General features: G+C 43.3%; 21 protein-coding genes. 10 read left to right on the top strand and 11 right to left on the bottom strand.

The window, feature by feature from the left end; all coding sequences use genetic code 11:
• Nucleotides 1-48: 48 nt before the first annotated feature.
• Entirely contained in the window at nucleotides 49-486 is a 438-nt protein-coding gene (locus ACFQZX_RS06340; protein ID WP_377112733.1) for a hypothetical protein, read from the bottom strand.
• 250 nt (nucleotides 487-736) lie between these two features.
• Here ACFQZX_RS06340 and pgi point away from each other — a divergent pair, with 250 nt between their 5' ends.
• Nucleotides 737-2,383 (top strand): glucose-6-phosphate isomerase, encoded by a 1,647-nt coding sequence (gene pgi, locus ACFQZX_RS06335; RefSeq protein ID WP_377112731.1) that lies wholly within the window; start codon nucleotides 737-739, stop codon nucleotides 2,381-2,383.
• Here the strand turns inward: pgi and ACFQZX_RS06330 are convergent.
• Both ACFQZX_RS06330 and ACFQZX_RS06325 read right to left on the bottom strand, forming a co-directional pair.
• Nucleotides 2,358-3,005 carry a dihydrofolate reductase family protein gene (locus tag ACFQZX_RS06330; RefSeq protein ID WP_377112728.1) on the bottom strand — a complete coding sequence of 216 codons (648 nt, stop codon included), beginning with the start codon at nucleotides 3,003-3,005 and terminating at the stop codon, nucleotides 2,358-2,360. The genes pgi and ACFQZX_RS06330 overlap by 26 nt on opposite strands.
• Nucleotides 3,006-3,014: 9 nt before the next feature.
• Entirely contained in the window at nucleotides 3,015-3,578 is a 564-nt protein-coding gene (locus tag ACFQZX_RS06325; RefSeq protein ID WP_377112726.1) for a dihydrofolate reductase family protein, read from the bottom strand.
• Nucleotides 3,579-3,727: 149 nt separating this feature from the next.
• Here ACFQZX_RS06325 and ACFQZX_RS06320 point away from each other — a divergent pair, with 149 nt between their 5' ends.
• Nucleotides 3,728-4,699 (top strand): GlxA family transcriptional regulator, encoded by a 972-nt coding sequence (locus ACFQZX_RS06320; protein ID WP_377112723.1) that lies wholly within the window; start codon nucleotides 3,728-3,730, stop codon nucleotides 4,697-4,699.
• Between the two features lie 392 nt (nucleotides 4,700-5,091).
• On the opposite strand, the gene ACFQZX_RS06315 is transcribed toward ACFQZX_RS06320, so the two are convergent.
• Genes ACFQZX_RS06315 through dnaG form a run of 3 tightly spaced genes read right to left on the bottom strand, consistent with a single transcriptional unit; the run spans nucleotide 5,092 to nucleotide 8,458 of the window.
• A complete protein-coding gene (locus ACFQZX_RS06315; RefSeq protein ID WP_377112720.1) occupies nucleotides 5,092-6,165 on the bottom strand; it encodes a glutaminyl-peptide cyclotransferase in 1,074 nt (357 codons plus the stop codon).
• Nucleotides 6,166-6,167: 2 nt separating this feature from the next.
• Nucleotides 6,168-6,536, bottom strand: a complete 369-nt coding sequence (locus tag ACFQZX_RS06310) for a YraN family protein (protein WP_377112717.1) — start codon at nucleotides 6,534-6,536, stop codon at nucleotides 6,168-6,170.
• A complete protein-coding gene (gene dnaG / locus ACFQZX_RS06305) occupies nucleotides 6,536-8,458 on the bottom strand; it encodes a DNA primase (protein WP_377112715.1) in 1,923 nt (640 codons plus the stop codon). The genes ACFQZX_RS06310 and dnaG overlap by 1 nt, the downstream gene beginning before the upstream one ends.
• A gap of 950 nt (nucleotides 8,459-9,408) precedes the next feature.
• Here dnaG and ACFQZX_RS06300 point away from each other — a divergent pair.
• From ACFQZX_RS06300 to ACFQZX_RS06280, 5 genes are all read left to right on the top strand, one after another.
• Nucleotides 9,409-10,350 (top strand): TIGR01212 family radical SAM protein, encoded by a 942-nt coding sequence (locus tag ACFQZX_RS06300; RefSeq protein ID WP_377112712.1) that lies wholly within the window; start codon nucleotides 9,409-9,411, stop codon nucleotides 10,348-10,350.
• A 402-nt stretch (nucleotides 10,351-10,752) separates the two neighbouring features.
• Nucleotides 10,753-11,994: an acyltransferase family protein gene (locus tag ACFQZX_RS06295; RefSeq protein ID WP_377112710.1), complete on the top strand. Its 1,242-nt coding sequence runs from the start codon at nucleotides 10,753-10,755 to the stop codon at nucleotides 11,992-11,994.
• A gap of 12 nt (nucleotides 11,995-12,006) precedes the next feature.
• Nucleotides 12,007-13,311 (top strand): acetylxylan esterase, encoded by a 1,305-nt coding sequence (locus ACFQZX_RS06290; protein WP_377112708.1) that lies wholly within the window; start codon nucleotides 12,007-12,009, stop codon nucleotides 13,309-13,311.
• A 9-nt stretch (nucleotides 13,312-13,320) separates the two neighbouring features.
• Entirely contained in the window at nucleotides 13,321-14,166 is an 846-nt protein-coding gene (locus ACFQZX_RS06285; protein WP_377112706.1) for a hypothetical protein, read from the top strand.
• An 8-nt stretch (nucleotides 14,167-14,174) separates the two neighbouring features.
• On the top strand, nucleotides 14,175-16,196 hold the full coding sequence (locus ACFQZX_RS06280) for a tetratricopeptide repeat protein (RefSeq protein ID WP_377112704.1): 2,022 nt from the start codon (nucleotides 14,175-14,177) through the stop codon (nucleotides 16,194-16,196).
• 151 nt (nucleotides 16,197-16,347) lie between these two features.
• On the opposite strand, the gene ACFQZX_RS06275 is transcribed toward ACFQZX_RS06280, so the two are convergent.
• Nucleotides 16,348-16,818 (bottom strand): SRPBCC family protein, encoded by a 471-nt coding sequence (locus ACFQZX_RS06275; RefSeq protein WP_377112701.1) that lies wholly within the window; start codon nucleotides 16,816-16,818, stop codon nucleotides 16,348-16,350.
• Between the two features lie 406 nt (nucleotides 16,819-17,224).
• Between ACFQZX_RS06275 and ACFQZX_RS06270 the strand changes: the two genes are divergently transcribed.
• Both ACFQZX_RS06270 and ACFQZX_RS06265 read left to right on the top strand, forming a co-directional pair.
• Complete coding sequence (locus ACFQZX_RS06270; RefSeq protein WP_377112699.1) at nucleotides 17,225-18,127, top strand: IS982 family transposase; 903 nt, start codon at nucleotides 17,225-17,227, stop codon at nucleotides 18,125-18,127.
• A 102-nt stretch (nucleotides 18,128-18,229) separates the two neighbouring features.
• Nucleotides 18,230-18,448 carry a hypothetical protein gene (locus tag ACFQZX_RS06265; RefSeq protein WP_377112696.1) on the top strand — a complete coding sequence of 73 codons (219 nt, stop codon included), beginning with the start codon at nucleotides 18,230-18,232 and terminating at the stop codon, nucleotides 18,446-18,448.
• 11 nt (nucleotides 18,449-18,459) lie between these two features.
• Here ACFQZX_RS06265 and ACFQZX_RS06260 read toward each other — a convergent pair whose 3' ends face one another.
• The gene (locus ACFQZX_RS06260) at nucleotides 18,460-18,675 is read right to left on the bottom strand and encodes a hypothetical protein (RefSeq protein ID WP_377112693.1); all 216 of its coding nucleotides are present in this window, start codon (nucleotides 18,673-18,675) and stop codon (nucleotides 18,460-18,462) included.
• Between the two features lie 259 nt (nucleotides 18,676-18,934).
• Between ACFQZX_RS06260 and ACFQZX_RS06255 the strand changes: the two genes are divergently transcribed.
• The gene (locus tag ACFQZX_RS06255) at nucleotides 18,935-19,303 is read left to right on the top strand and encodes a hypothetical protein (RefSeq protein ID WP_377112690.1); all 369 of its coding nucleotides are present in this window, start codon (nucleotides 18,935-18,937) and stop codon (nucleotides 19,301-19,303) included.
• 89 nt (nucleotides 19,304-19,392) lie between these two features.
• Here ACFQZX_RS06255 and ACFQZX_RS06250 read toward each other — a convergent pair whose 3' ends face one another.
• The 3 genes from ACFQZX_RS06250 to ACFQZX_RS06240 form a co-directional block, all read right to left on the bottom strand.
• The gene (locus ACFQZX_RS06250) at nucleotides 19,393-20,229 is read right to left on the bottom strand and encodes a sulfurtransferase (RefSeq protein WP_377112687.1); all 837 of its coding nucleotides are present in this window, start codon (nucleotides 20,227-20,229) and stop codon (nucleotides 19,393-19,395) included.
• A gap of 136 nt (nucleotides 20,230-20,365) precedes the next feature.
• Entirely contained in the window at nucleotides 20,366-20,839 is a 474-nt protein-coding gene (locus ACFQZX_RS06245; protein WP_377112684.1) for a ribonuclease H-like YkuK family protein, read from the bottom strand.
• 210 nt (nucleotides 20,840-21,049) lie between these two features.
• On the bottom strand, nucleotides 21,050-22,729 hold the full coding sequence (locus ACFQZX_RS06240; protein WP_377112681.1) for an SUMF1/EgtB/PvdO family nonheme iron enzyme: 1,680 nt from the start codon (nucleotides 22,727-22,729) through the stop codon (nucleotides 21,050-21,052).
• Between the last annotated feature and the right edge of the window lie 9 nt (nucleotides 22,730-22,738).

Raw genomic sequence — 22,738 nt, 5'->3', positions numbered from 1 at the left:
AAAGGGCTTAAATTACAAATGCAATTTAAGCCCTTTTAAAAATTTAATTTAAGCTATGCGCAGCTGGTTTAGCACCAAACTCATATCAAGGTTTCCGCTCAGCTTGCTTAAGATAGCATCAAGGCTGAATACGTTATTGTTTTCCTTTAGTTTGGACTGCTTTATCATTTCATGCATTACAGGCGGAATCAGCTCCTCGGCTATAGCGGTTGCTTCCGGTGTATTGATTTGATAATAATTATTTAATTTATTAGTAAACTTATTTACTGCACTTCCTATAAGCGGATTTTCATAAATATCCGGGTACTGAAAGTATTTAATAAGATCTTTGATTTTTCCGTTTTCCATCTGGTTTTTTAATACCTCTATGATAGAGCTGGAAGCATCATTCATCACTGCATCACGGTCTTTCTCCTGAATAACCGGATTTTCTATAACTGCCTTGCGGGAGTTATCTTTTACAAGCAAAAACAGTTTCTCAAACATAAAAAAATATGTATTAATGGCAGATTAAAATATTCTTGATAAGAAATTACTTTTATTACCAAGAAAACAAATATACTAACTAAAACTTTTGACTTTCAAAAAAATAACCAAAATATTTTATCAAAATGACAATTTTAAGGTGTAAAACAAACACTAAGTGATAACTGTTATTTTCACACTTAAGTCCTTTTTTTATTTTAATGAAAAGCGTAGGTTATAACTTGCTACTTTTGAAAAAACTCATTCAATTATGCTGCCAAATATCGATTTTACCACCACCCAGGCATACAAGTATCTTACAGATCATTTTATAGATATTGTAGCCAAAAGCTTGAAAGAATTATTTGATACTGATAATGAACGCTTTGAAAAGTTTTCGTTACAGTTTGAAGATATCTTGCTTGATTATTCAAAAAATCGCGTTGATGAAGAAACTATCGCCCTTTTGATACAACTGGCGCGAGAGTGTGGTGTAAACAAGGCAATTGAGGCGATGTTCTCTGGCGAGAAGATCAACGTAACTGAGGGCAGGCCGGTATTGCATATCGCTTTAAGAAACCAGAGCAACAGTCCTATTTTGGTTGACGGTAAGGATGTAATGCCCGATGTAAACCGGGTTTTGCAGCAGATGAAGGATTTTAGTGATAAGATCATCTCTGGTGAGTGGAAAGGCTATACAGGCAAAGCGATAACTGATGTAGTGAACATTGGCATAGGCGGCTCTGACCTTGGCCCCGTGATGGTGACTGAAGCTTTAAAGCCTTATAAAAACCACTTAAACCTGCATTTTGTATCAAATGTTGATGGTACGCATATTGTTGAAACCTTAAAAAAGGTTAATCCGGAAACTACTTTGTTCCTGATTGCCTCTAAAACTTTTACCACCCAGGAAACCATGGGCAACGCCCACAGCGCCCGCGACTGGTTCATTAATGCCGGTGCGCAACAAGAGGATGTGGCTAAACATTTCGCCGCCCTTTCTACCAACGCAGATGGTGTTGCCAAATTTGGCATTGATACCGCCAATATGTTTGAGTTTTGGGATTGGGTAGGCGGCCGTTATTCGCTGTGGAGCGCTATAGGCCTATCCATAGTATTAAGCATTGGTTTTGATAACTTTAAACAATTGCTTGCCGGTGCTCACGCCATGGACGAGCATTTCAAAACCGCGCCGTTTGAACAAAACCTGCCCTTGACTCTTGCATTAATAGGCATTTGGCACAATAACTTTTTCGAGGCCGAAACCCAGGCCATATTACCGTACGACCAATACCTGCACCGCTTTGCAGCTTATTTTCAGCAAGGTGATATGGAAAGCAACGGCAAACATGTAGACCGTAACGGCAAGCATGTTGAATACCAAACCGGCCCTGTTATATGGGGAGAGCCAGGCACCAACGGCCAGCATGCTTTTTACCAGCTGATACACCAGGGCACCAAGCTTATCCCCTGCGATTTTATTGCACCTGCACAATCGCATAATCCGCTTGGCGAACATCATCAGATGCTGCTATCAAACTTCTTCGCACAAACCGAGGCCTTAATGAATGGTAAAACCGAAGATGTTGTAATTGATGAATTGAAAAAGGCTGGCAAAAGTGATGAGGAAATTGCTAAAATAGCACCTTTCAAAGTATTTGAAGGCAACAGACCAACCAACTCTATATTGGTTAAAAAGATAACGCCATATACCTTAGGCAGCCTTATAGCCATGTATGAGCATAAGATATTTGTACAAGGCATCATCTGGAATATTTACAGCTTTGACCAATGGGGTGTTGAACTGGGCAAACAGCTCGCCGGTAAAATTTTGCCCGAGCTAAAAACTGATGCTGAAGTATCCAGCCATGATTCGTCAACCAATGGCCTGATCAATCAGTACAAAGCCTGGAGATAATAATATTAGAAAGACCTGTCATTTCCGAACGATTATCGTTAGAAATGACAGGTTTCTCATAACATATCAACACCACACCATTCCTAAATTTTGTGATACTGCAAGGCGCGAGTTGCAGTCGCTCACTTATTGGTTTAAATAAAGGCCTGCCTGCTTTTAACACTATAGGGTGTACCCACAGCCGGTATTCGTCAATCGCATTGAGCCGGGCCAGAGCTATAACCAATTTACCGCTGCCGTAAACCAGTATATCTTTCCCAACAGCACTTTTTAGTAACTGAACTTCGCGTGATATGGGTTTGCCGGCCAACCTGGAATTTAGCCAGTTGCCTGCACGTGTCAATGTTCTGGAAAAAACTATTTTTTCATGCCGCAGCATCAGGTCGGCAAACTCGGCATCATCACGTGCGGCCAGCGGATCAAACTGACGGTTTATCCAATAAGGCGCCATCGCCTCAAAGGTACGACGCCCAAGCAGTATAGTATCGGCCTGGGCCAATTGTGTGGTTACAGCGCGCGCAATCTCATCATTCCAAAACTGAGCATGCCAGGCAAGCCCTCCATTCACATCAGCCATATAGCCGTTAAGCGTTACATTCATGGATACAATGAGCCTGCGCATCGGGTTAAATCAAATGCCTGAGGTATATTTCAGCAGGCTGATGCCACATTCAAATTGTTGGGCTCTTTCCAGCTTAAGGGAAAGTTTCGTATCAAGCGCATTAAAAATACTCATGCCCTTGCCAATTACTGTTGGGTTGATAAAAAAATGATACTCGTCAATCAAGTTATACTTTATTAGCGATGCTGCAAAGCGGGCGCCCCCATAAGCTACTATGTCGCCGCCATCTGCATTCTTCAGTTTAGTCACCTCTTCAACAATATCACCGGTAGCAAGCGTGGTATTTTCCCATCCGTGAGCAGTCAGCGTTTTTGTAAACACAAGCTTGGGGGCGTTTACCATTTTATGCGTAAATGCATCGGCAGATGGGTCGGCACTGCGCTCTTTCCAAACCGGTATAAAGCCTTCGGCAAGTACCCGGCCAAGCAAAATTGTATCAACCGGTTCTGTTACCTCCTGCACATAGGCTTTGATATCGTCGCTCCAGTTCCAGGTTATCCAATCCATCTCGCCATTAGGGCCGGCCACAAAACCATCTACGCTTAGCTGCATCTGTAATTTAAGCTTCCTCATTTGTTTTACTTGCTTTGATAATACAAAGGTATCAACAGTACTTATCACACTTAAGGTGCAAAAAAGACTTTTTAGGGGTTGTTCACGACATTGCTTTTACCTACATTTATAACAGCCATCAACAGTACCTATAAACCAATCTACCTGGCATGAGACACATATCCATCCTTATTACCAACGAAGCCGTACTGGCCAGCATAGCCGACCCACGCATTATGTTTACCGGGGTAAATGATTTCCTGCAAGCTGCTGGCAAAACGCCGTTGTTTGATGTGCAATTGGTAGGCTTGCAAAAAGAGGTGAAGCTGCATGGCGGTTTATTTTCGGTACACACCGACGCGCTGCTCCACGAGGTAAAAAAAACGGACCTGATCATCATCCCGGCCATATCCGGCGATATCAAAACCACCCTTAAACGCAACGAGGAGTTTGTCCCCTGGATAGTTGAGCAGCACCACAAAGGAGCCGAAGCTGCGAGCCTTTGCATCGGCGCTTTCCTGCTGGCGTCTACCGGACTGCTTGACGGCAAAGAGTGCAGTAGCCACTGGCGCACGGCGAATGAATTCCGCGAGATGTTTCCGAAGGTTACACTGGTTGACGACCGGATTGTTACCGAGCAAAACGGCCTGTACAGTAGCGGCGGCGCAACCTCTTACTGGAATTTACTGCTCTACCTGGTAGAAAAATATGCCGGCCGGGATATGTCTATCATGGCGGCTAAGGTTTTTGCGCTGGAGATCGACCGTAAAAGCCAGTCGCCGTTTATTATGTTCAACGGGCAAAAAACGCATGAGGATGAGCCCATTAAAAAAGCGCAGGAGTTTATTGAAGCCAACATCACCGAACGGATATCGGTTGAAGACCTGGCCATGAAATATGCCATAGGCAAACGCCACTTTGAGCGCCGTTTCAAGAAAGCTACCAATAACAGTCCCTTAGAATATATTCAGCGTGTGAAGGTAGAAGCAGCAAAAAAACAATTGGAGTGCAGCCGTAAAAATATCAACGAAGTAATGTACGATTGCGGCTACTCGGACACCAAGGCTTTCCGCACGGTTTTTAAAAAAATCACGGGCCTTTCGCCTGTAGAGTATCGTAATAAGTACAATAAAGTGGGGTAAGCATACGATCGGTGATAACATTTTATAGCGTTCACGAACACACATATGAACTATGTGAACACATATAAATACTTAATAATCAGACCTGTGAAAATTCGGGTGACAGAACGCTGTCAGCAAGGAGTAGGAAGATGGTTCGACAGGCTCACCATGACAAATAAGCGTCAGTCTGAGCTTGTCGAAGACCTATACGCCATCCAATGGTTCGACAGGCTCACCATGACTCGGCTTTTGTGTCAGTCTGAGCTTGTCGAAGACTTATACACCCTCCAATGGTTCGACAGGCTCACCATGACTCGGCTTTTGTGTCAGTCTGAACTTGTCGAAGACCTATACACCCTCCAATGGTTCGACAGGCTCACCATAGCAAACTTCAGCGTATAAAAAATCAATTACTGCGCTTTGAACTTCACCTGGAAAAGCTTGTTCCATTTTTTACCGGTAACAAAAATGCGGCCTGTAGCTTTGTCGTAAGCAATACCATTTAGAACATCAGCTTCGGGGTTGCGCTGGTTTTTAGGGTACAGGTTACTCATATCAGCCCGCTGCACAACGGCGCCGGTTTTGGGGTCGATCACGATGATATCGTCCGAGCCGTAGATATTGGCGTATATTTTTCCGTCGATATACTCCAGCTCGTTGATCTTGTTTACAGCGCCTTTTTCGTCGTAAACATCTATGTAACCCATTTGCCGGTAAGTGTCCTTATTCAGGAACCAGATGCGGTTACTGCTATCATCCATGTAGATCTTGCTGCCGTCGTAGGTCATCCCCCAGCCTTCTATACCTACATTATTATTAAAAGTATCTTTCAGTTCAAACGTTTTTTTATCGTAAACATAACCTATCTTTTCCTTCCAGGTAAGCTGCATTATTTTATCACCGATAACTACTATGCCTTCTGCAAACACCTTGGGATCAACCAGCTTCTGCTGAACCACACGGCCTGTAGCCAGTTGTGTCTTTACCAGTTTCGATTGTCCATCCACCGGCACATCAGGGGGTGGCAACAGGTAGCCGCCGCTGCTTTCGTAAAAGCCGTTATCGCTGTATATCAATCCCTCGGTATACAAGCTGGTGTCATGCGGAAACACTTTCTCTACTGTGTACGTAAGTTGTTGAGGGGCTTTTGCAGGTAGTAATACAATGTTGGTAGTAACCTCCTGACTTGCACCTGCCTGGTAAATTTTTGCCGTTATCACTCTTGCTCCCAAAACCAGGCTATCTGTTTTTAAGGTGATGGCCGATGAATCTTTAGCAGCGCCTATACGGGTTGAATCTAAAAGGTAGACTACCGAATCAACCTTGTTACCTTGTGGTATGCTTAGTTTTACGGAGATGTTCTCGCCCGATTTATAGGTGGATCCCGCTTCGGGCGCCAGTGTAAAATCTTCTTGTTGTTTATTATTATTACAGCTCAGGGCAAAAATGGCCAGCAGGCCAAACAGGGCTAATCTTTTATTCATTTTTACATTGCCGAGGGCCAAAAGGCATCCTCAATATGTTTTAGTGTATGGTTATTATTACGATGGAAAAGTACAGATATTATATCAAACCGCACTTCACCTTTATGGTTCATTAAATAAATGTATTCGTCGGCAGCTTCGGCCAGCAGGCGCTGTTTACGTGCATCTACAAAATCTTCGGGAAGGCCAAAGCCGGTTCCGCTGCGCGTTTTAACTTCGGTAAAGATAATGATACCATCTTTATACGCAATCAGGTCAACCTCCGCTTTACCAAAAGTCCAGTTCTCGTCTATCACCTCATAACCCGATGCTTCCAGGTGTGCTTTGGCAAGGGCCTCACCCGTTCGGCCAAGATCGTTATGGTTTGCCATTATTTAAGAATTACCGAGCCTAAGTAATCAGAGATATGCTTTTCCACCTTTTTCATGTGCATGTACTGGTTCAGTATAATTTCCTGGTCGGCCGCCACGTTGGTTTCCTGCAATTGCTTACGCAGGTTTTCCAGTATCTTGCCTACCTTCTGCTTTTTAAGGTGAAATATGGCACCAAGTATGGTAGCCTTCATATTGGCCTGTTCATCGGGCACAAATATTTTGTGCATTTCGTACCAGTTTTCGCTAAGCATATATTTTGTAGCCAGTGATGTTACTACCAGGTCAACAATATCTTTATCCGGATGATGTATAAAATGCTGCTCCTCGGGTAGCACACCGTTTTCTATCTCCTGCCGGTATAGTTCTACAAATTGCCGGCAAACCGGCTGGTCAAACTCCACATCGCTCAACTCGGCAATCATAAACGGCCCGATATAGGTATTGGCAATACCATCCCAATCTATCATTTTGTTGCCATAGAGCAATAACAGGCGCACAATTTCTTTTTCCTGTGTATCTGGTTCCTTTACGGCTTTTTCTTCCGGCTCATCAAAAAATAACAGGTCTTCAGGCGCAGGTTCAGGGCGGTAGCTTTTTTCGCTATCCTTTTTTGCCTTTGCCTGGCGCATTTTGTTAAGCTCGGATAACAAGGCGCGTTCATCTATCTGTAGCTGCGTACTGCATTCTTTAATAAAAACTGATGCCTTTATCGAATCTGGAATCTTAGCGATACTTTCTACGATCTCGCGTATTACACCCGCTTTCTTTATCGGATCGTTACCGGCATCCTTTAGCAGGATATCGGTTTTATAAAGGATAAAATCCTTCTTGTTATCATCTACATGTTTTTTGAAAACACTGGTGCCAAATTTCTGCACAAAGGAATCCGGATCATGTCCATCCGGAAAAAGTACCACCTTAACGTTAAGGCCCTCCTCCAGTATCATGTCCAGTCCACGGAGTGATGCCTTTATCCCCGCCGCGTCACCATCATAAAGTATCGTGATGTTTTTGGTCAGTCGGCCAATCAGCCGGATCTGCTCAACAGTTAATGATGTACCCGACGAAGCTACCACGTTCTCTATCCCGGCCTGGTGCACCGATATCACATCGGCATAACCTTCTACCAGGTAACAGTTATCTTCCTCGCGTATGGCACGCTTGGCAAAGTATAAACCATAAAGCACGTTTGATTTATGGTAGATCTCCGACTCGGGCGAGTTGACATACTTAGGTACATTCTTATCGCTTTTTAGCGTACGCCCGCCAAAAGCTATTACCCTGCCGGTAAAGCTATGGATAGGGAACATTACCCGGCCACGGTACCTGTCGTACAAAGAGCCGTTATCACGTTTAACCGAAAGCCCGCTCTCCACCAGAAACTCTTCCTGATAACCTTCCTTTAAAGCCTGCCCGGTAAACGCTTCCCATTGGTCGGGCGAGTAACCCAATTCAAACTTTTTGATGGTTTCGGTACTAAAGCCTCGTTCTTTAAAGTAACTTAAACCAATACTTTGGCCTTCCTCAATCTCCAACAGGCTCTCATGAAAAAACTTAGCCGCATAGTTAGATACGATCATCAGGCTTTCGCGCCGGTTATCTTCCTCGCGGTTTTCCTTGCTTTCAACCGTTTCCTCAACCTCTATGCTATACTTTTTGGCCAGCCATTTTAGTGCCTCCGGATAAGTAAACTTTTCCAGCTCCATTAAAAAAGTAACGGCGCTTCCTCCCTTGCCTGATGAAAAGTCTTTAAAAATGCCTTTTGCAGGCGATACGGTAAATGACGGGGTTTTTTCGTTGGCAAACGGCGAAAGCCCGATGTAATTAGCGCCGCGTTTTTTGAGCTGTACAAACTCACCTATCACCTCCACAATATCTGTGGCTTCCATTATACGGTCGATGGTAGGCTTGGTGATCATACAGTGTTGAATATGGGGCTACAAAAGTAGCGTTTGCCTGTTAGATAAAGATAGAAAATTCTAATTAAATGACCCACCCCGACATCGCTCCGCTCGCCGACCCTCTCTCCTGAAGCGGAAAGAGGGTAAAAAAGAACTTTTATAAAAATCAAGAAATAAAAGTCCCTGTCCGAGGAAAGGGATTGAGGCGAGGCTAATTTCCCTCCCTGGGGAGGGGTGCGATTGGTGGCGCGATGGCAGGGAGGGGTTGTCCGCATTGCCGTTAACCTAATCGCAGATTACCCCTTCCTCCTCCTTCCCCGGGGAAGGAATCGCGCAGGTCCACCTCTTTTTTATCTTTAAATTTTTTGATTAAAACACCAAACCAGGCAAAGCCCCTCTCCCCTCGGAGAGGGGTTGGGGAGAGGCTAAACATCCCCCGCATTTCCGTTGGCCTAATCGCAGATTAACCCTACCTCCTCCTTCCCCAGGGAAGGAATCGCACAGGCCCACCTCTTTTTATCTTTCAAATCTTGTGATTAAAACACCTAACCAGGCAAAGCCCCTCTCCCTCGGAGAGGGGGTTGGGGAGAGGCTAAACATCCCCCGCATTTCCGTTAGCCTAATCGCAGATTAACCCTACCTCCTCCTTCCCCAGGGAAGGAATCGCACAGGCCCACCTCTTTTTTATCTTTCAAATTTTGTGATTAAAACACCTAACCAGGCAAAGCCCCTCTCCCTCGGAGAGGGGGTTGGGGAGAGGCTAAACATCCCCCGCATTTCCGTTAGCCTAATCGCAGATTAACCCCTTCCTCCTCCTTCCCCAGGGAAGGAATCGCACAGGCCCACCTCTTTTTTATCTTTCAAATTTTGTGATTAAAACACCTAACCAGGCAAAGCCCCTCTCCCTCGGAGAGGGGTTGGGGAGAGGCTAAACTGCAAATTGCTGTTAAAACCGTATCTTTGCCGTAATGGAAACAGCTGTTGCACAATGGGAGAAGGGTTATAACAATTACGGGCCATGGCTACGTGAAAAGTATAAAGGGGCACGTGTATTTAAAGTGATTGTAGACGGAGGCTTTACCTGCCCCAACCGTGACGGCAGCAAGGGTTACGGCGGCTGCACCTATTGCAATGTCGACTCTTTTACGCCCAGCGTTAGCCGTAATGCCCCTACTGTGCGCCAGCAGGTAATGGAAGGTATAGAACGCGCCCGCAAAGGCAACAAAGCGGATAAATTCATTATTTATTTTCAACCGAATACCAATACTTATGCTCCTGCACATTATCTTAAAATGTTGTATGACGAGGCCCTGAGCTATGGCACTGAAGATATAGTGGGCCTCTCTGTTGGTACCCGGCCGGATTGTATCGACTTTGAGAAGATAGCCTTGTTAGAAAGCTATACCGACCGCTTTGACGTCGACCTGGAGATGGGGATGGAAAGTATTTATAACGATACCCTTGCACAGATCAATAGGGGTTGTACACATGATGAATTGCTAAAAGCGCTGAAGCTGGTAGAAAACAGCCCGCTGGATATTTGCGTGCATACCATTTTTGGCCTTCCCGGCGAAACCCGCGAAATGATGCTGGCCTACGCGGATGAGATCAACCGCCATAAGCAGATCAAATTTGTAAAATTTCATCACCTGCATATTGTAGAGGGCAGCGTTATGGGCGTTAAATACAAGCGCGAGCCTTTTAAACTTTTCGGGTTGGATGAGTACGCCGATTTTTTATGCGACCTGCTCCCGAGGGTAAGGCCGGATATTATCATACAACGCCTGTTTGGCCTTAGCGACCGCGAATTACTCATAGCCCCCAACTGGGGATTAAAAAAAAGCGAGATACAATACCGTATTGATCAGCGCATACTGCAAAGAGGTGTTGTGCAGGGAAGCGCTTTGTAAATGTGCAAATTTCAGATGTGCAGATTACAAATGCTGCTTTAGATATACAGATTACAAATTCTTCTGATTCTTAAATTTCGTAAATTCTGATTCAGACACTTTGTACATGTGCAAATTTCAGATGTGCAGATTACAAATTCTGTAAATTCTTAAATTTTGTAAATTCTGATTCAGACACTTTGTACATGTGCAAATTTCAGATGTGCAGATTACAAATTCTGTAAATTCTTAAATTTTGTAAATTCTGATTCAGACGCCCTCTTTACTCCTGTCTTCTCTAAGCTTATATAAACAAAACACTACTGTTAATTTTTATTGCAAAGGTACCGTTATAGCCAATGGTATTTGGTTTGCATAACTTATACGAACAATTTCCGTAAAAATTAATTTAAAGTATCTGTTTTGGCTCAAAAACCTTTACAAAACTACATCCCGGCGTTAACAGGCGTGCGCGCGTTGGCAGCTTATCTGGTATTTATATCGCATTATGCCTACGCGTTTGATGAAAATTTTCCACATGCTGTGCAACGTTTTCTTAACGAGTTCCATATTGGGGTAACCATCTTCTTTGTGCTGTCGGGTTTTTTAATTGCGTTCAGGTATTTTGATAATTTTAAGTTAACCGGTAATTGGTTTAGGCAGTATCTTAAAAACCGTGTGGCGCGCATATACCCCATGTATTTTCTACTGACGGCCGGTGCTTTTATTGCTTATTATTTCACCCATGATCAAAAAGTAACCAACGGCTTTGGCAGCCCTACAGGTTTGTTTTTAATGAACGTAACCTTTGTGCGCGGTTTTTTCGACCAGCTTAAGTTTACAGGCATAGCCCAGGGATGGAGCCTGACTGTTGAGGAATGCTTTTACTTTTCGGCGCCATTTATATTCTACTTCGCAAAAAAATATAATAAGTTCTGGCTGCAGTGGGCTGTTATAACGCTGTTTGGGGTATTGCTGGTGTTGCTGTTCAGAAACGTAAACTGGTACGGCTTTTTCGGCAATTTTACTTTTATGTTCCTGTATACTTTTTTAGGGCGTTGCTTTGAGTTCTTTGCCGGGATAAAACTGGGCATGATAGTAAAAAAACGTCAGGCTCAAATAGATGGGCAAGCCAAAACATGGTATACTTATCTTGGCTTTCTGATGATTTTTATTTGCGCGGGCATTATGTCGGTACTGTCCATACCCAAAGGAGAAGTAGCCGGCCTGCATCATCCAATGGGTATTTTTACTAATAATTATTTGCTGGCAGCCTCCATCGCGTTGTTTTTTTATGGCCTGCTTACCGAGGGCACTATCCTTAAAAAGATTCTGAGCAACAACTTTGTGCAGTTGTTAGGAAAAAGTTCATATATATTTTACCTGATCCACCTGGGCTATATGTATAATTTCCTGCTACATTACTTTAACAAATGGAACGATGATATATTTGAGCTTTACGATAAATGGGGTAAGGACTGGAACTCCCCTTTTCAGTATGATAACCTGAACGTTCTGTATGCTTTTATCATACTGAACGGCGTGGCCATACTGTTGTTCAAGCTGGTTGAAGAACCGCTTAATCATTATATTCGGCAGTCGGATTTCTTAATAAAGAACAGCCGCCGCAATCCCGAAAACAAATCTGAGGCAATAAAAGCATAGCTATAATAAATAATGCTGATTAAACTACATAAGATATTCACAACCGTTTTTATATTGATATTATCTGCCGGTTTCAACCATGCCGCTGCGCAGGACGAGGCAGACAAGGACATTTCAACTGTGCTTACTGCAGGCAGTAAAAACGCCATTTTTAATGATCATGCCAGCTATACCTTCGAGGTAAAAAACCCTACAAATACCCCACAAACCGGTACGGTATCGTACATCATTACACAACGTGGCAAAACGTTGAAGACAGCTTCCCAAAAGGTTAATATGGGTAAGCAGTCGTCGCAAAAATACAGCTTCGATCTGCCATCGCTTAAAAGTGGTTTTTACAAGGTGAACTTTATGGTAAATATCACCGAGTATGACGATACTACCCGCCGCGTGTTTGGCATACGCCCTGAAGAGATACGCTCACCTTATCAAAAGCCTGTAGATTTCGACGCTTTCTGGAACAAAGCTAAGGCAGAGCTGGCACAAGTGAAGCCTAATTTTAAGGTAACGCCAATGCCAAGGATGAATACTGATAACCGCAATGTTTACTTGATCGAAATGCAGTCGTTAAGCAATTATACGGTGCGCGGATGGATGACAGTACCTAAAACTAATGATAAGGGCCGCAAATTTTCGGTATTGCTGGGCTTGCCGGGTTACCAGGTAAACCTTTTGCCCATTACAGGTTTAGACGAAGACCTGGCTATAATAACACTGAACGTACGCGGGCAGGGCAACAGTCGTGGTCCTATAGATACTCGCCGTGACGAGTTTATCTTCTACCGTATTGAAGACCGCGACAATTACGTAATGCGCGGCGTAATAATGGATTGCGTAAGGGCTATCGACTTTATTTACGCTCAACCAAACCTGAAACACGATAATATACTGGTATCTGGGGGTAGTATGGGCGGTTATCTTGCGCTGGCCACCGCCAGTTTAGATAGAAGGGTGAATTTGTGCTCGGCACAAAATCCTATCCTTTGTGATGTAAATAACCTCGACGGAGAAGTTACCTGGCCGGTTAACGACATGAAAAAGTATGTACGCACACAGCCCGGGCTTACTTTCGATAAGGTGCTTGGCAACCTCAATTACTATGATGGTAAAAACTTTGCGCAGGGCGTAAAATGTTCCACTATTATGGGCATCGGGTTGTTAGACCCTTATGCCCCGCCTTATAATGAATATGCTACCTATAATGTAATTCCGGGTAAAAAAAGGCTGCTGGTATTTAAAGATCTTGGTCACGAGGTAAGCCAGGTTTATAAAGACCTGGAAGGGCGTTGGATGCGCGATGCGTTTGCATTATTTTAAACAGATGAAATGATTGTACTTAAAACCTATTTAAAGTTTTTACTCCTTTCCCTTGGCATATCGGCGATGGCTTACGGCCACAGTTACGCCGGCGGCTTTCCCGTGCGGCCAAAACGACTGCTGTTATCGCCATCGTTCAGCTATTTTTCGGCCAATAAGGGATGGGATTCGCTACGTCGTAAAAATCCTTTCCCCGAGAACGGAAAGTTCACTTCTTTAGGCTTTTCATTATACGCCGAATACGGCCTTAGCCGCAGGTGGACATTAGCTGTATTACTGCCTTATGTACAGAATACTTATGAAGATAACAAAGCAAAAACCATCAGTTCGGGGTTGACCGACCTGGAGATAGGCCTGCGTTATTACCTTGCCAACATTAATTATATCTATTACTTTACAGTACAAGGCACTTACATAACGCCGCTTTATAAAGACTTAAGCCTTGGGTACCGCGAACAAGGCGCGGAAATAAAGTTTGCCTTTGCCGGAAGCGGAAAAGTGTTAGGCAAAAATTACTATTTCACCTTAGAGAATGGCGTACGCCAGTATTTTGGCCCGGATGGCCCCACGCAGGATAGGTATACCGGTACGTTCGGATTAACTTTAGACAGGAAGTTCCGGCACCAGGTATCTGTTTCTTTAGGGGGATTTTATTCGTCGAGTACGTTTACCAAATTTTCGCCTATACAGGCAACAAATAAAAACTTTGCCTTTAACCAGGCATCCATAACTTATGGTCTTACCATGAGCCGGCGTTTTTCGCTTTTCCTGACCGGTGGCCACTTTATAAACGGGCGTAACACCGGTGATGGTACCACAGCTTCGGCATCAATATTAATTAAGCCTTTCAGATAATCATTATCATGACCAGATTAGTCATAGCATTTCTGTTTTTACCTTTCTTTTGTTTCGCCCAGAATGCAGAAACCTACATCGGCGTAGGCAATACTGAAGCCAACCTAAAAAATTACAAACAGGCCATTACAGATTTTAGCAAGGCCATCCAATTGGAGCCCAATAATGCCCGGGCGTATTTTTACCGCGCCAACGCTTATAACAATATTAAAGAAAGGGATAATGCCGTAGCCGATTATACCAAGGCTATTCAGTACGACCCGCAAAATGCAGCGGCTTATTTATACCGGGCAAATATCTATAGCGAACAAGGCAAATACAGCCAGGCCATTGCTGATTTTGATAAGGCCACTGCCATGAAACCATCGGCTGACGCCTATCATTACCGGGCCAATGCCAAAGCTAATATGGGCGACCATCAGGGTGCTGTTGATGATTTTATCAAAGCCATAGCTTTAGACCCCAAAGACGCTTCGCTGTATGAATATCGTGGGGTGGCTAAAAGCAACCTAAAAGATAACGAGGGCGCTATTGCTGATTATGACATTGCTGTACGGCTCGACCCAAAAAACTCCGACCTGATTTATTACCGTGCCAATTCCAAGGGCAACATAGGCGATTATAAAGGAGCTATCACCGATTACACCGCAGCACTGGCCTTAAATCCTAAAAATGCCGAGGCTGTATTTTATCGCGGAAACGCATATAATAATATCAGGAATTACAACGCTGCTATCACCGACTATAAAAAAGCCATTACACTTAACCCCAAGCTGCCTAATTTGTACAGGTACCTGGCTAATGCCTTAAGCAATGTAAACGATAAAAAAGGCGCTTTAGGCTACTTTGGAGAAGCCATAAAACAGGACCCTGATAATGCCGACCTTTATTTATATGATGGTTTGGTTAAATATAACCTGGGCGATAAAGAAGGCGCTATGGCCGATTTTGATAAGTCAATTGAGTTGAAGGAAAGCTCAGAGGCCTATCAGAACCGCGCCGACCTGAAGCTTAGTGCTAAAAACTTTGACGAAGCCCGGGAAGATGCCGACCGCGCTATTGAGCTGGATAGTAAAAATCCTTACGCCTATGTAAGCCGTGCCCGTGCCGAATTGGAGTTGAAAGATACAACCGCTGCACTGGCCGATCTGGATCAGGGTATCAAGATGAATCCTTCTAATGATTATTCTTACGTGTTGTTGGGTAATATTGCCGCCGGCAGGCATAATTATGATAGCGCACTGGGTTATTACAACAAGGCTTTGAGCTACAGCCCGGCCGACCCTGAAACTTTACTGAAACGAGCAGAAGTACGTATCAAAGTGAATGACCGTGATGGAGCCCTGGCCGACTATAAAAAGATAGCTGCCATTGACAAGGATGATGACAACCTGCGCGACAGGTACGTGAAATCATTGATAAGGGCTGGTTTTTATGCCGAGAGTATCCCCCTGTTTAATTCACTGATTGCAAAGAACGGCAAAAATGCCAACTTCTATGTTGGCCGCGGTGTAGCCAAACAACATACGGGCGACTTGCAGGGCGCTATGCTTGATTATAATACTGCTTTAAAGGTCGACACAACATCATCTTTAGCCTATTTTAACCGTGGCAGCGCAAAATTTGATCAAAAGGATTACAACGGTGCCTTGGCAGATATCGCTAAGGGTATAAAAATAAACGACGGACAGGAAGACGCCTATTTTATTCGAGGGCAGATACGCCTTGCGATGAATAATTATCAAGGCGCGGTAGACGATTTTAACAGCGTAGTATTCATCAACCTTGAAAATACCATTGCTTTTGCATGGCGTGGTTATGCCCGCAGTTTTTTAGGCGATACCGAACGTATGAATGCCGATTTTAACTACGCTGTACACATCGAACCAAAAAATCCTGAAATATACCTGTTACGTGGTAAAGCACGCATCAATATCAAGGATGCAACCAATGCCTGTACAGATTTTAAACAAGCGGCAACGATGGGATCTAAAGCAGCAATAACGCAAATGCAGCAGTACTGTAAATAAGTTATTTAACTTAAATCCTCCCTTGGGAGGGATGCTGCGGATCTTGTGATGGCAGGGAGGGTCGTCAACTTTCTGTTGAACTAATCGCTGATTTGCCCCTACCTCCTCCTTCCCCGAGGAAGGAATCGCACAAGTTCCAGGTTTATAGGCCTTATTTCATTTTACCAAACATCTTTTCAATTGCTATGGTTCGGTAAGTGAAAATATTCCGGACTTTTTTACCAACAAAAACGTTGTTAGCTATGGTGCCAATCACACTGTACGGAATGGCGTAATGCAGTATATCGGTCATCTCGATACCTCCGGGAATTTCTTTGAAATGATGCTGATGATGCCACAGCGCATACGGGCCAAACCGCTGCTCATCTACAAAATACTGCTTATCGGCTACGTGGGTTATTTCGGTCATCCAGTTCATTTTGATGCCAAGCAGGGGCGATATCTTATAGGTAATGATCATCCCTGCGTACATTTTGGTCTCGGTGGTGTAGTCGGATGTTACCACAAAACGCATATCCGGCGGGGTGATCTTCGCTAAGTTAAGTGGCGACGAAAAGAAATCCCAGGCCTCATCAATGCTGATGGGAATGTTTTGCTTAAACTTTAAGGCGTATGTTTTCACGAAGAGATAACAGATGGTACAGGTAATTGTTATATTGTTTAATGGCTGTAACCCGTTGGCGGAATTAATTTAAATTATTAAATATATTATAAATAAATTACAGATAAATTATAAATAATTTATAAAAAGTTTATTTTATTAGCGTTTTAATAAAAATTTCGCAATTACTATATTTAGCGTTTAAACTTTAAACGAAATAGATATGGTATAGATACAATCATTATACCTGTTAAGAAATAAAAAAAGCTACTGGTGGAACAGTAGCTTTTAATTCTTTACGAGGTGATCGCTTTTTAACTAACACGGTTTCCAGACCAATTAAACACCGACTTTTTAGCCGGACGGCCACCTCTTTGCCTTTGTCACAAAATAAAGGAAAAGTTTGGGTACGTCCAAATTTTTCTTCATGCATTGTATCAAAGCAACTTTTGATAAAATAATGCGTGTCCTAAAAGAACATTGGGGCAATAGCCTGGCTATTGAAGAAAATATTTTAAGACCAGGTCCAAAACCTAAATTTTCAGACCTTGAAGTTGTAGTTTTAAATTTAACAGCCGAATGCCTGTCAATAGATAGCGAGAACTTATTATTCAATAAGTTAAACGCAAATTATAAAGAGAGCTTTCCTCACCTGATTAGCAGGCGGCAGTATAATGATCGCCGCAAAAATTTATTTAAGTACATAGAGAATGTAAGGCAGACATTAACGAACGAATTTAATGCTATCAATGAGGTCTATGCTGTTGATTCTATGCCTTTAGAATTATGTAAACTTTCACGTATGTCGCGTAACAAGATGGCGGCAGACGGACAGTATTTTGCCCCTGATAAGGGCTACTGTGCCTCTCAAAGTAAATATTACTTTGGCTATAAGCTTCATGCTGTTTGTAACCCATCAGGGGTTATTCATGTCGTAGATCTGACCAAGGCATCGGTGCATGACATACATTTTCTAAAAGACATAAGCAATATATTGCAGAACTGTTTAATAACTGGAGACAGGGGGTATATAAATAGCAAACTAAAAACAGAACTTTTTGAAAAGTCTGCTATTTGCCTTGAAACACCTTTACGCAGTAATCAAAGAGATAAAACCAAACTAATCTATCAGCTAAGAAAAATTCGCAAGCGTATTGAAACTGTGTTTTCCCAGCTGTGCGATCAGTTTATGATACAGCGCAATTATGCAAAGAGCTTCTATGGGTATAGAACTCGAATACTATCAAAGATTACGGGCCTTACGCTGCTGCAGTACATCAATAAAATCAACGGTAAACCGATTGGTCAAGTTAAATATGCATTAAAGTAGCCACTTGCTGTCGAGTCATTTAATTCATTGCTTCGAATAAATAATGCAACCAAAGATCAAATAGGTTCGTTTAAGCAGTATAAATCAGTAATTTGTTTTGGTATGAATAACCTTCCTAAGACTCAATCATTAAGTAAAGCAAAAGCCCATAAAGCAGTTTTGATTGCCTCAAAAGTTGCTCCTATAATTTCAGGATTAACAGAATCTGAATTTGATGATGTGTTTAATTTATTAAAAAGATCGATCTTAGAAACAAAAAATCCAATTGCAATAAACTTTGTGCCTGGCATTGAAAAACTAAAAGCCAAAATGAGTTTATAAGACTTTCTTTTTTACTGATTTTTTAGATATTCGTCTATTTGCTCTAAGATAGAATTTGCATCTTCTGCTAAAGCTCCAAATGAATCTGAATAATGTGCTTCAACGCTATTATCATCTTCCAATCTTTTCAGGTGTCTAAAAACTTTGACTTGATTAGCTAAAATTAGTTCTAATAACTCTCTATCAGTGAAGTCATTTAGTGAGCTTTTGGTGATTAAATTTTCCATGCTACTAATATATAAAACGCACGTGCATTTGCCCGGGTGTTTTATATATTTGGTACAATTTTAATAAGCGAACTCGTTCAGGACACCGAACCCGCCAAAATCGAATCCCTGAAATCATACGAGCCGAGATTTGCCATACGCAACAGCGTGGGGTTATCACTCGTATGTGGGCTCTTGGCGGGGCCTGGTGTCCGGTGAGGCCCCGCGCTTCTTATTATAAAACCGCCAAATAGGGGCTATGGCAATAACCCTTATTACAATGAAACGAATAATTGCTACTCTCCTTCTTTGTTTACTTTTTATCAACAACGTTAGCGCACATTATACTCAAACTTGTAAAATAAAATATCGTCTTTCAAACGGTTATTGGTCTAAATACTATCGCGTTGATGTTAAATTCATGACAGGAAGCGAATTGAATATCCAACTCGGAGGACCAACCTTTTCAATTTTTGATAAATTTGCTTGTATTTTCTGGGCTGATAACAAAATCACTATAATAAAGTTATCTACCACGATAATAGGTGAACTTGATCACGATTCTATCAATAATAGATTAACTAAACTCGAGGGAGTTGATGAAGAAAACAGGTTTTGGGAAATATGCCCAAGTGGAACTTGTTTTTAATTATTTTAATTCCGCCAACAGGTGGCTGTATTACTTTATTATTTCGGTAATCCTTATCATCAACAATACTACACTTAACAATCAAACAATTATTTTTCCGTTGCAATAGGCAAGTCGCGGCGGCTCCATTCGCTCCATGATCCAACATAAAGCTTAGGGCCTGTTATGCCGGCGTGCTCCATCCCTAAAAGCGTATGGCAGGCCGTAACACCCGATCCGCAATGAACGATAACATCTTCCGGATCTGCCTTGCCAATAGTGTCATTATATAATGTTTTAAGTGCTTCGGCTGTCAGATACTTCCCTTCAGGGGACAGGGTGTTGCTATAGAAAAGATTAACCGCGCCGGGAATGTGCCCTGCAATCAGGTCTAATGGCTCGGTATGGCCAAGGTAACGTGCGCCCTCGCGTACATCTATCACCACGCGGCCTTCGGCCTTGGCAGCTGTTTTTACTTCCTCAATATCTACGGTATTTTTATACTCGCTTGCTACAGGGTAAGGCTGGGTTGCAGGTACAGGTTTATATTCTTCGGTACTTAGCTCAATACCTTCGTCTGTAGCTGCCTTTAAGCCACCGTTAATAACCTGTACGTTAGTATGGCCTACCGAGCGGAGCATCCACCATAACCTGGCGCCGCCCATCGCTGCATTTTTATCGTCGTATATTACTACATGGCTGTCGGGTGTAATGCCCCAGCGCTGTAAGGTTTGCGCAAAATCTTCAAGAGACGGCAGCGGATGCCTGCCGCCAATGGCCGGGTTGGCCGGGTGGGCAGCAAGGTCATCATCAAGGGTAGCAAAAATGGCATTAGGCAAATGGCCCTGTAAATAACGTTCGTGCGCATTTGCACCTGCACGTACATCAATCAATATGGTCGATGGGTCAAAAACCCGCGCATCGGTAATTTCAATCAGCGGAGACATAGGCTTGTTGGGTTATAAGCCAAATATAAGATGAAGAAGCAAAATACACTAATGTTGAACACCGAATTACCAATATTGAACACAGAAGTTATTCTGCATTCATCATTCAATATCCGTTATTCGAATTTAGTTATCACTATTGCACCATCTTATTTGCGCAGCATGAACTGGCAAACGCTTCTGGTTTGGCTTTAAATACAAAGCCCATACTTAGTATGTACCCCATAGCTTCGTGCAGGGCCTGGTTGCTTTTAAACATAGGGTTGGTGTTGATGTCGGCGTGTACTTCAAGGTCAACATCATAAAGATCCAGCAGGTCGCAAAGTTTATAGGCAATGTCGATAGATTTTTGCACCTCGTGCAGCATACGTTCTTTAATAGACATCTTTTGCGAGGTACGCTCCTGGTGTATAAACATAAAAGCCCCGCGCTGCTCGCGTATAAAAACAATTACGGTAGCAAAATCTGTAAATGCGCCCTTTACCTGCGAATCAGTACCGATGCAAACTTTTAGTTTGTTACCCAGGTTGGTTTCCCGTTCAATGGCAGCTTCAACTTCTTCCAGGATTGGTGTCTGGATCACCTCTCCGCTAAATTTTCTCCAGGTCATAAAAAATAGGTTTTAGTTAATTTTTATTAATGACCCGTAACAGGTCTATAAAAATAAGCGATTAATTATTTTAATAACGTTAAAGAGCGGTGATTTATTTGTTAACATTTAATTGATTATTAACAGGTTATGCGGAAATTATAAAACTGAAAAAACAAAAAAGCCGCTCCCTTTTACGGAGCGGCTATATAGGTTTGTAATTAATTCTGATTATCGGGCCTTGTAAGGTTTGGCTTTTTTAACCGGTAAATGCGGTTTTCCTTCCGGATGGATCTCTGGGGCACCCACCATGGTCATGGCGCAGCGGAAACCCACCTCGGCACTTGACTGGTCCTGATCCATGTAGCGACGGGTTGAAGGGTTTAGCCAGTAGGCCATATCGTTCCATGAGCCGCCTTTGTATACCTTTGAGCGGTCATGAACCAGCGTTGTAGTACCGTAAAGGCTGGTGTTAACCGTGTCATTATACCCTCTGTAATCGGCAGTATATGCTTTACCTGCCAGCGGATCTTTTGTACCAGGCAACGCGGCAGATGCCCCAGGCTGGGCCGCGCCATTGGCATTATCTGTTTGCGGGGCTTGCTGGTTACCCCCGGCGGCCTGTGCTTGCTGCTGTGCAATCATTTCGCTGTACGATAGTTTTTTATTAGAACGTGCAGGGTCTTTAATTGGCCTGCCGTATTTATCCTTTGCATACAAGCCTTTCTCAGGGTCGGCCATACGTTTGTTTGTAAACTCATTACCGCGGAAAGGGTTAAAATCTTCCACTTCTTCAAAAGAAGTCTGGCGGTAAGTATCAGCCACCCACTCGTTAACATTACCTGCCATGTTATACAAACCAAAATCATTAGGTTCATAAGAACGTACAGGAGCTGTAATGTCGGCCTTATCGTTAAGGCCGCCGCCAACACCGGCGTTATCACCGCTTCCGCGTTTAAAGTTGGCTAATATTAAACCACGGGTTTTGCTTTTTGGTGAGCGTACGCCCAGGCCATTCCATGGATATACTTTACCATCGTTAATGTTTTCAAACTGGGTATTGCCTGCAAGCGCAAGTGCGGCGTACTCCCATTCAGCTTCAGATGGCAAGCGGTAACCCTGTTTAAGTACACCATCTTCCATACGTATGGGCCTTACCGCGCGTCCGTTTTTACCGGTTCCGGTAGCCTTGGCATTAGGGTTAAGGTCGGGCTTCATATTTTTACCGTCTATCCCCTGTCCGCGTATCTGCCCATTAAGGTACATATCGGTATTAAAAGGCTGGTCGGCCCCTGTTCCGGCGGTTGCCGTAGCAGCGCCCTGGCCGTTTTTACCGGCTTTATCTTTCCAGGTAACCATGTACCCGCGTTCGCGCAAAATATTTTCGTTGGTACGGTCGGTACGCCATTGGCAATACTCCTGCGCCTGGTCCCAGGTAACACCCACTACAGGGTAATCCTGAAATGCGGGGTGACGAAGGTAATTATCTACATAAGGCTCATTGTATGACAAAGGCCTGCGCCATACCAGCGTATCCGGCAGTGCGTTATAATAAAGTTCGCGGTCTGTAGGGAAAGTAATATTTATCCAGTGCAGGTAATCCAGCCAGTCCTGGTTAGATACTTCTGTTTCATCCATGTAAAATGAAGGTACGGTTACCCTGCGACGAACGTTGTTATATTCATACATTACGTCCTGATCGGCACTGCCACCCAATACAAACGTACCGCCTTCAATAGGTACAAGACCGGGGCCCGGCGTAGGATGAGTTTGCTTAAACCGCAGATATCCGCCATTGCTCCTGTCGTTATAGGTCATGCCGGTTTTTTGCGATTGCTCTTTTTTACTGCAGCTGCTAAGCATAACACCTAAACCCAACACCACTAAAGCAGTATTAGTAAGTACTCTCATATATTGCAA

This window comes from Mucilaginibacter litoreus (assembly GCF_042676805.1).
Classification (GTDB): Bacteria; Bacteroidota; Bacteroidia; order Sphingobacteriales; family Sphingobacteriaceae; genus Mucilaginibacter; species Mucilaginibacter litoreus.
This window is presented reverse-complemented; position numbering and strand designations above follow the sequence as displayed.

What these genes read in the sequence shown, in the direction of transcription:
- ACFQZX_RS06340 (WP_377112733.1), bottom strand. Translation starts at nt 486, where the DNA reads ATGTTTGAGAAACTGTTTTTGCTTGTAAAAGATAACTCCCGCAAGGCA.
- pgi (WP_377112731.1), top strand. Translation starts at nt 737, where the DNA reads ATGCTGCCAAATATCGATTTTACCACCACCCAGGCATACAAGTATCTT.
- ACFQZX_RS06330 (WP_377112728.1), bottom strand. Translation starts at nt 3,005, where the DNA reads ATGCGCAGGCTCATTGTATCCATGAATGTAACGCTTAACGGCTATATG.
- ACFQZX_RS06325 (WP_377112726.1), bottom strand. Translation starts at nt 3,578, where the DNA reads ATGAGGAAGCTTAAATTACAGATGCAGCTAAGCGTAGATGGTTTTGTG.
- ACFQZX_RS06320 (WP_377112723.1), top strand. Translation starts at nt 3,728, where the DNA reads ATGAGACACATATCCATCCTTATTACCAACGAAGCCGTACTGGCCAGC.
- ACFQZX_RS06315 (WP_377112720.1), bottom strand. Translation starts at nt 6,165, where the DNA reads ATGAATAAAAGATTAGCCCTGTTTGGCCTGCTGGCCATTTTTGCCCTG.
- ACFQZX_RS06310 (WP_377112717.1), bottom strand. Translation starts at nt 6,536, where the DNA reads ATGGCAAACCATAACGATCTTGGCCGAACGGGTGAGGCCCTTGCCAAA.
- dnaG (WP_377112715.1), bottom strand. Translation starts at nt 8,458, where the DNA reads ATGATCACCAAGCCTACCATCGACCGTATAATGGAAGCCACAGATATT.
- ACFQZX_RS06300 (WP_377112712.1), top strand. Translation starts at nt 9,409, where the DNA reads ATGGAAACAGCTGTTGCACAATGGGAGAAGGGTTATAACAATTACGGG.
- ACFQZX_RS06290 (WP_377112708.1), top strand. Translation starts at nt 12,007, where the DNA reads ATGCTGATTAAACTACATAAGATATTCACAACCGTTTTTATATTGATA.
- ACFQZX_RS06285 (WP_377112706.1), top strand. Translation starts at nt 13,321, where the DNA reads ATGATTGTACTTAAAACCTATTTAAAGTTTTTACTCCTTTCCCTTGGC.
- ACFQZX_RS06280 (WP_377112704.1), top strand. Translation starts at nt 14,175, where the DNA reads ATGACCAGATTAGTCATAGCATTTCTGTTTTTACCTTTCTTTTGTTTC.
- ACFQZX_RS06270 (WP_377112699.1), top strand. Translation starts at nt 17,225, where the DNA reads ATGCATTGTATCAAAGCAACTTTTGATAAAATAATGCGTGTCCTAAAA.
- ACFQZX_RS06265 (WP_377112696.1), top strand. Translation starts at nt 18,230, where the DNA reads ATGAATAACCTTCCTAAGACTCAATCATTAAGTAAAGCAAAAGCCCAT.
- ACFQZX_RS06260 (WP_377112693.1), bottom strand. Translation starts at nt 18,675, where the DNA reads ATGGAAAATTTAATCACCAAAAGCTCACTAAATGACTTCACTGATAGA.
- ACFQZX_RS06255 (WP_377112690.1), top strand. Translation starts at nt 18,935, where the DNA reads ATGAAACGAATAATTGCTACTCTCCTTCTTTGTTTACTTTTTATCAAC.
- ACFQZX_RS06250 (WP_377112687.1), bottom strand. Translation starts at nt 20,229, where the DNA reads ATGTCTCCGCTGATTGAAATTACCGATGCGCGGGTTTTTGACCCATCG.
- ACFQZX_RS06245 (WP_377112684.1), bottom strand. Translation starts at nt 20,839, where the DNA reads ATGACCTGGAGAAAATTTAGCGGAGAGGTGATCCAGACACCAATCCTG.
- ACFQZX_RS06240 (WP_377112681.1), bottom strand. Translation starts at nt 22,729, where the DNA reads ATGAGAGTACTTACTAATACTGCTTTAGTGGTGTTGGGTTTAGGTGTT.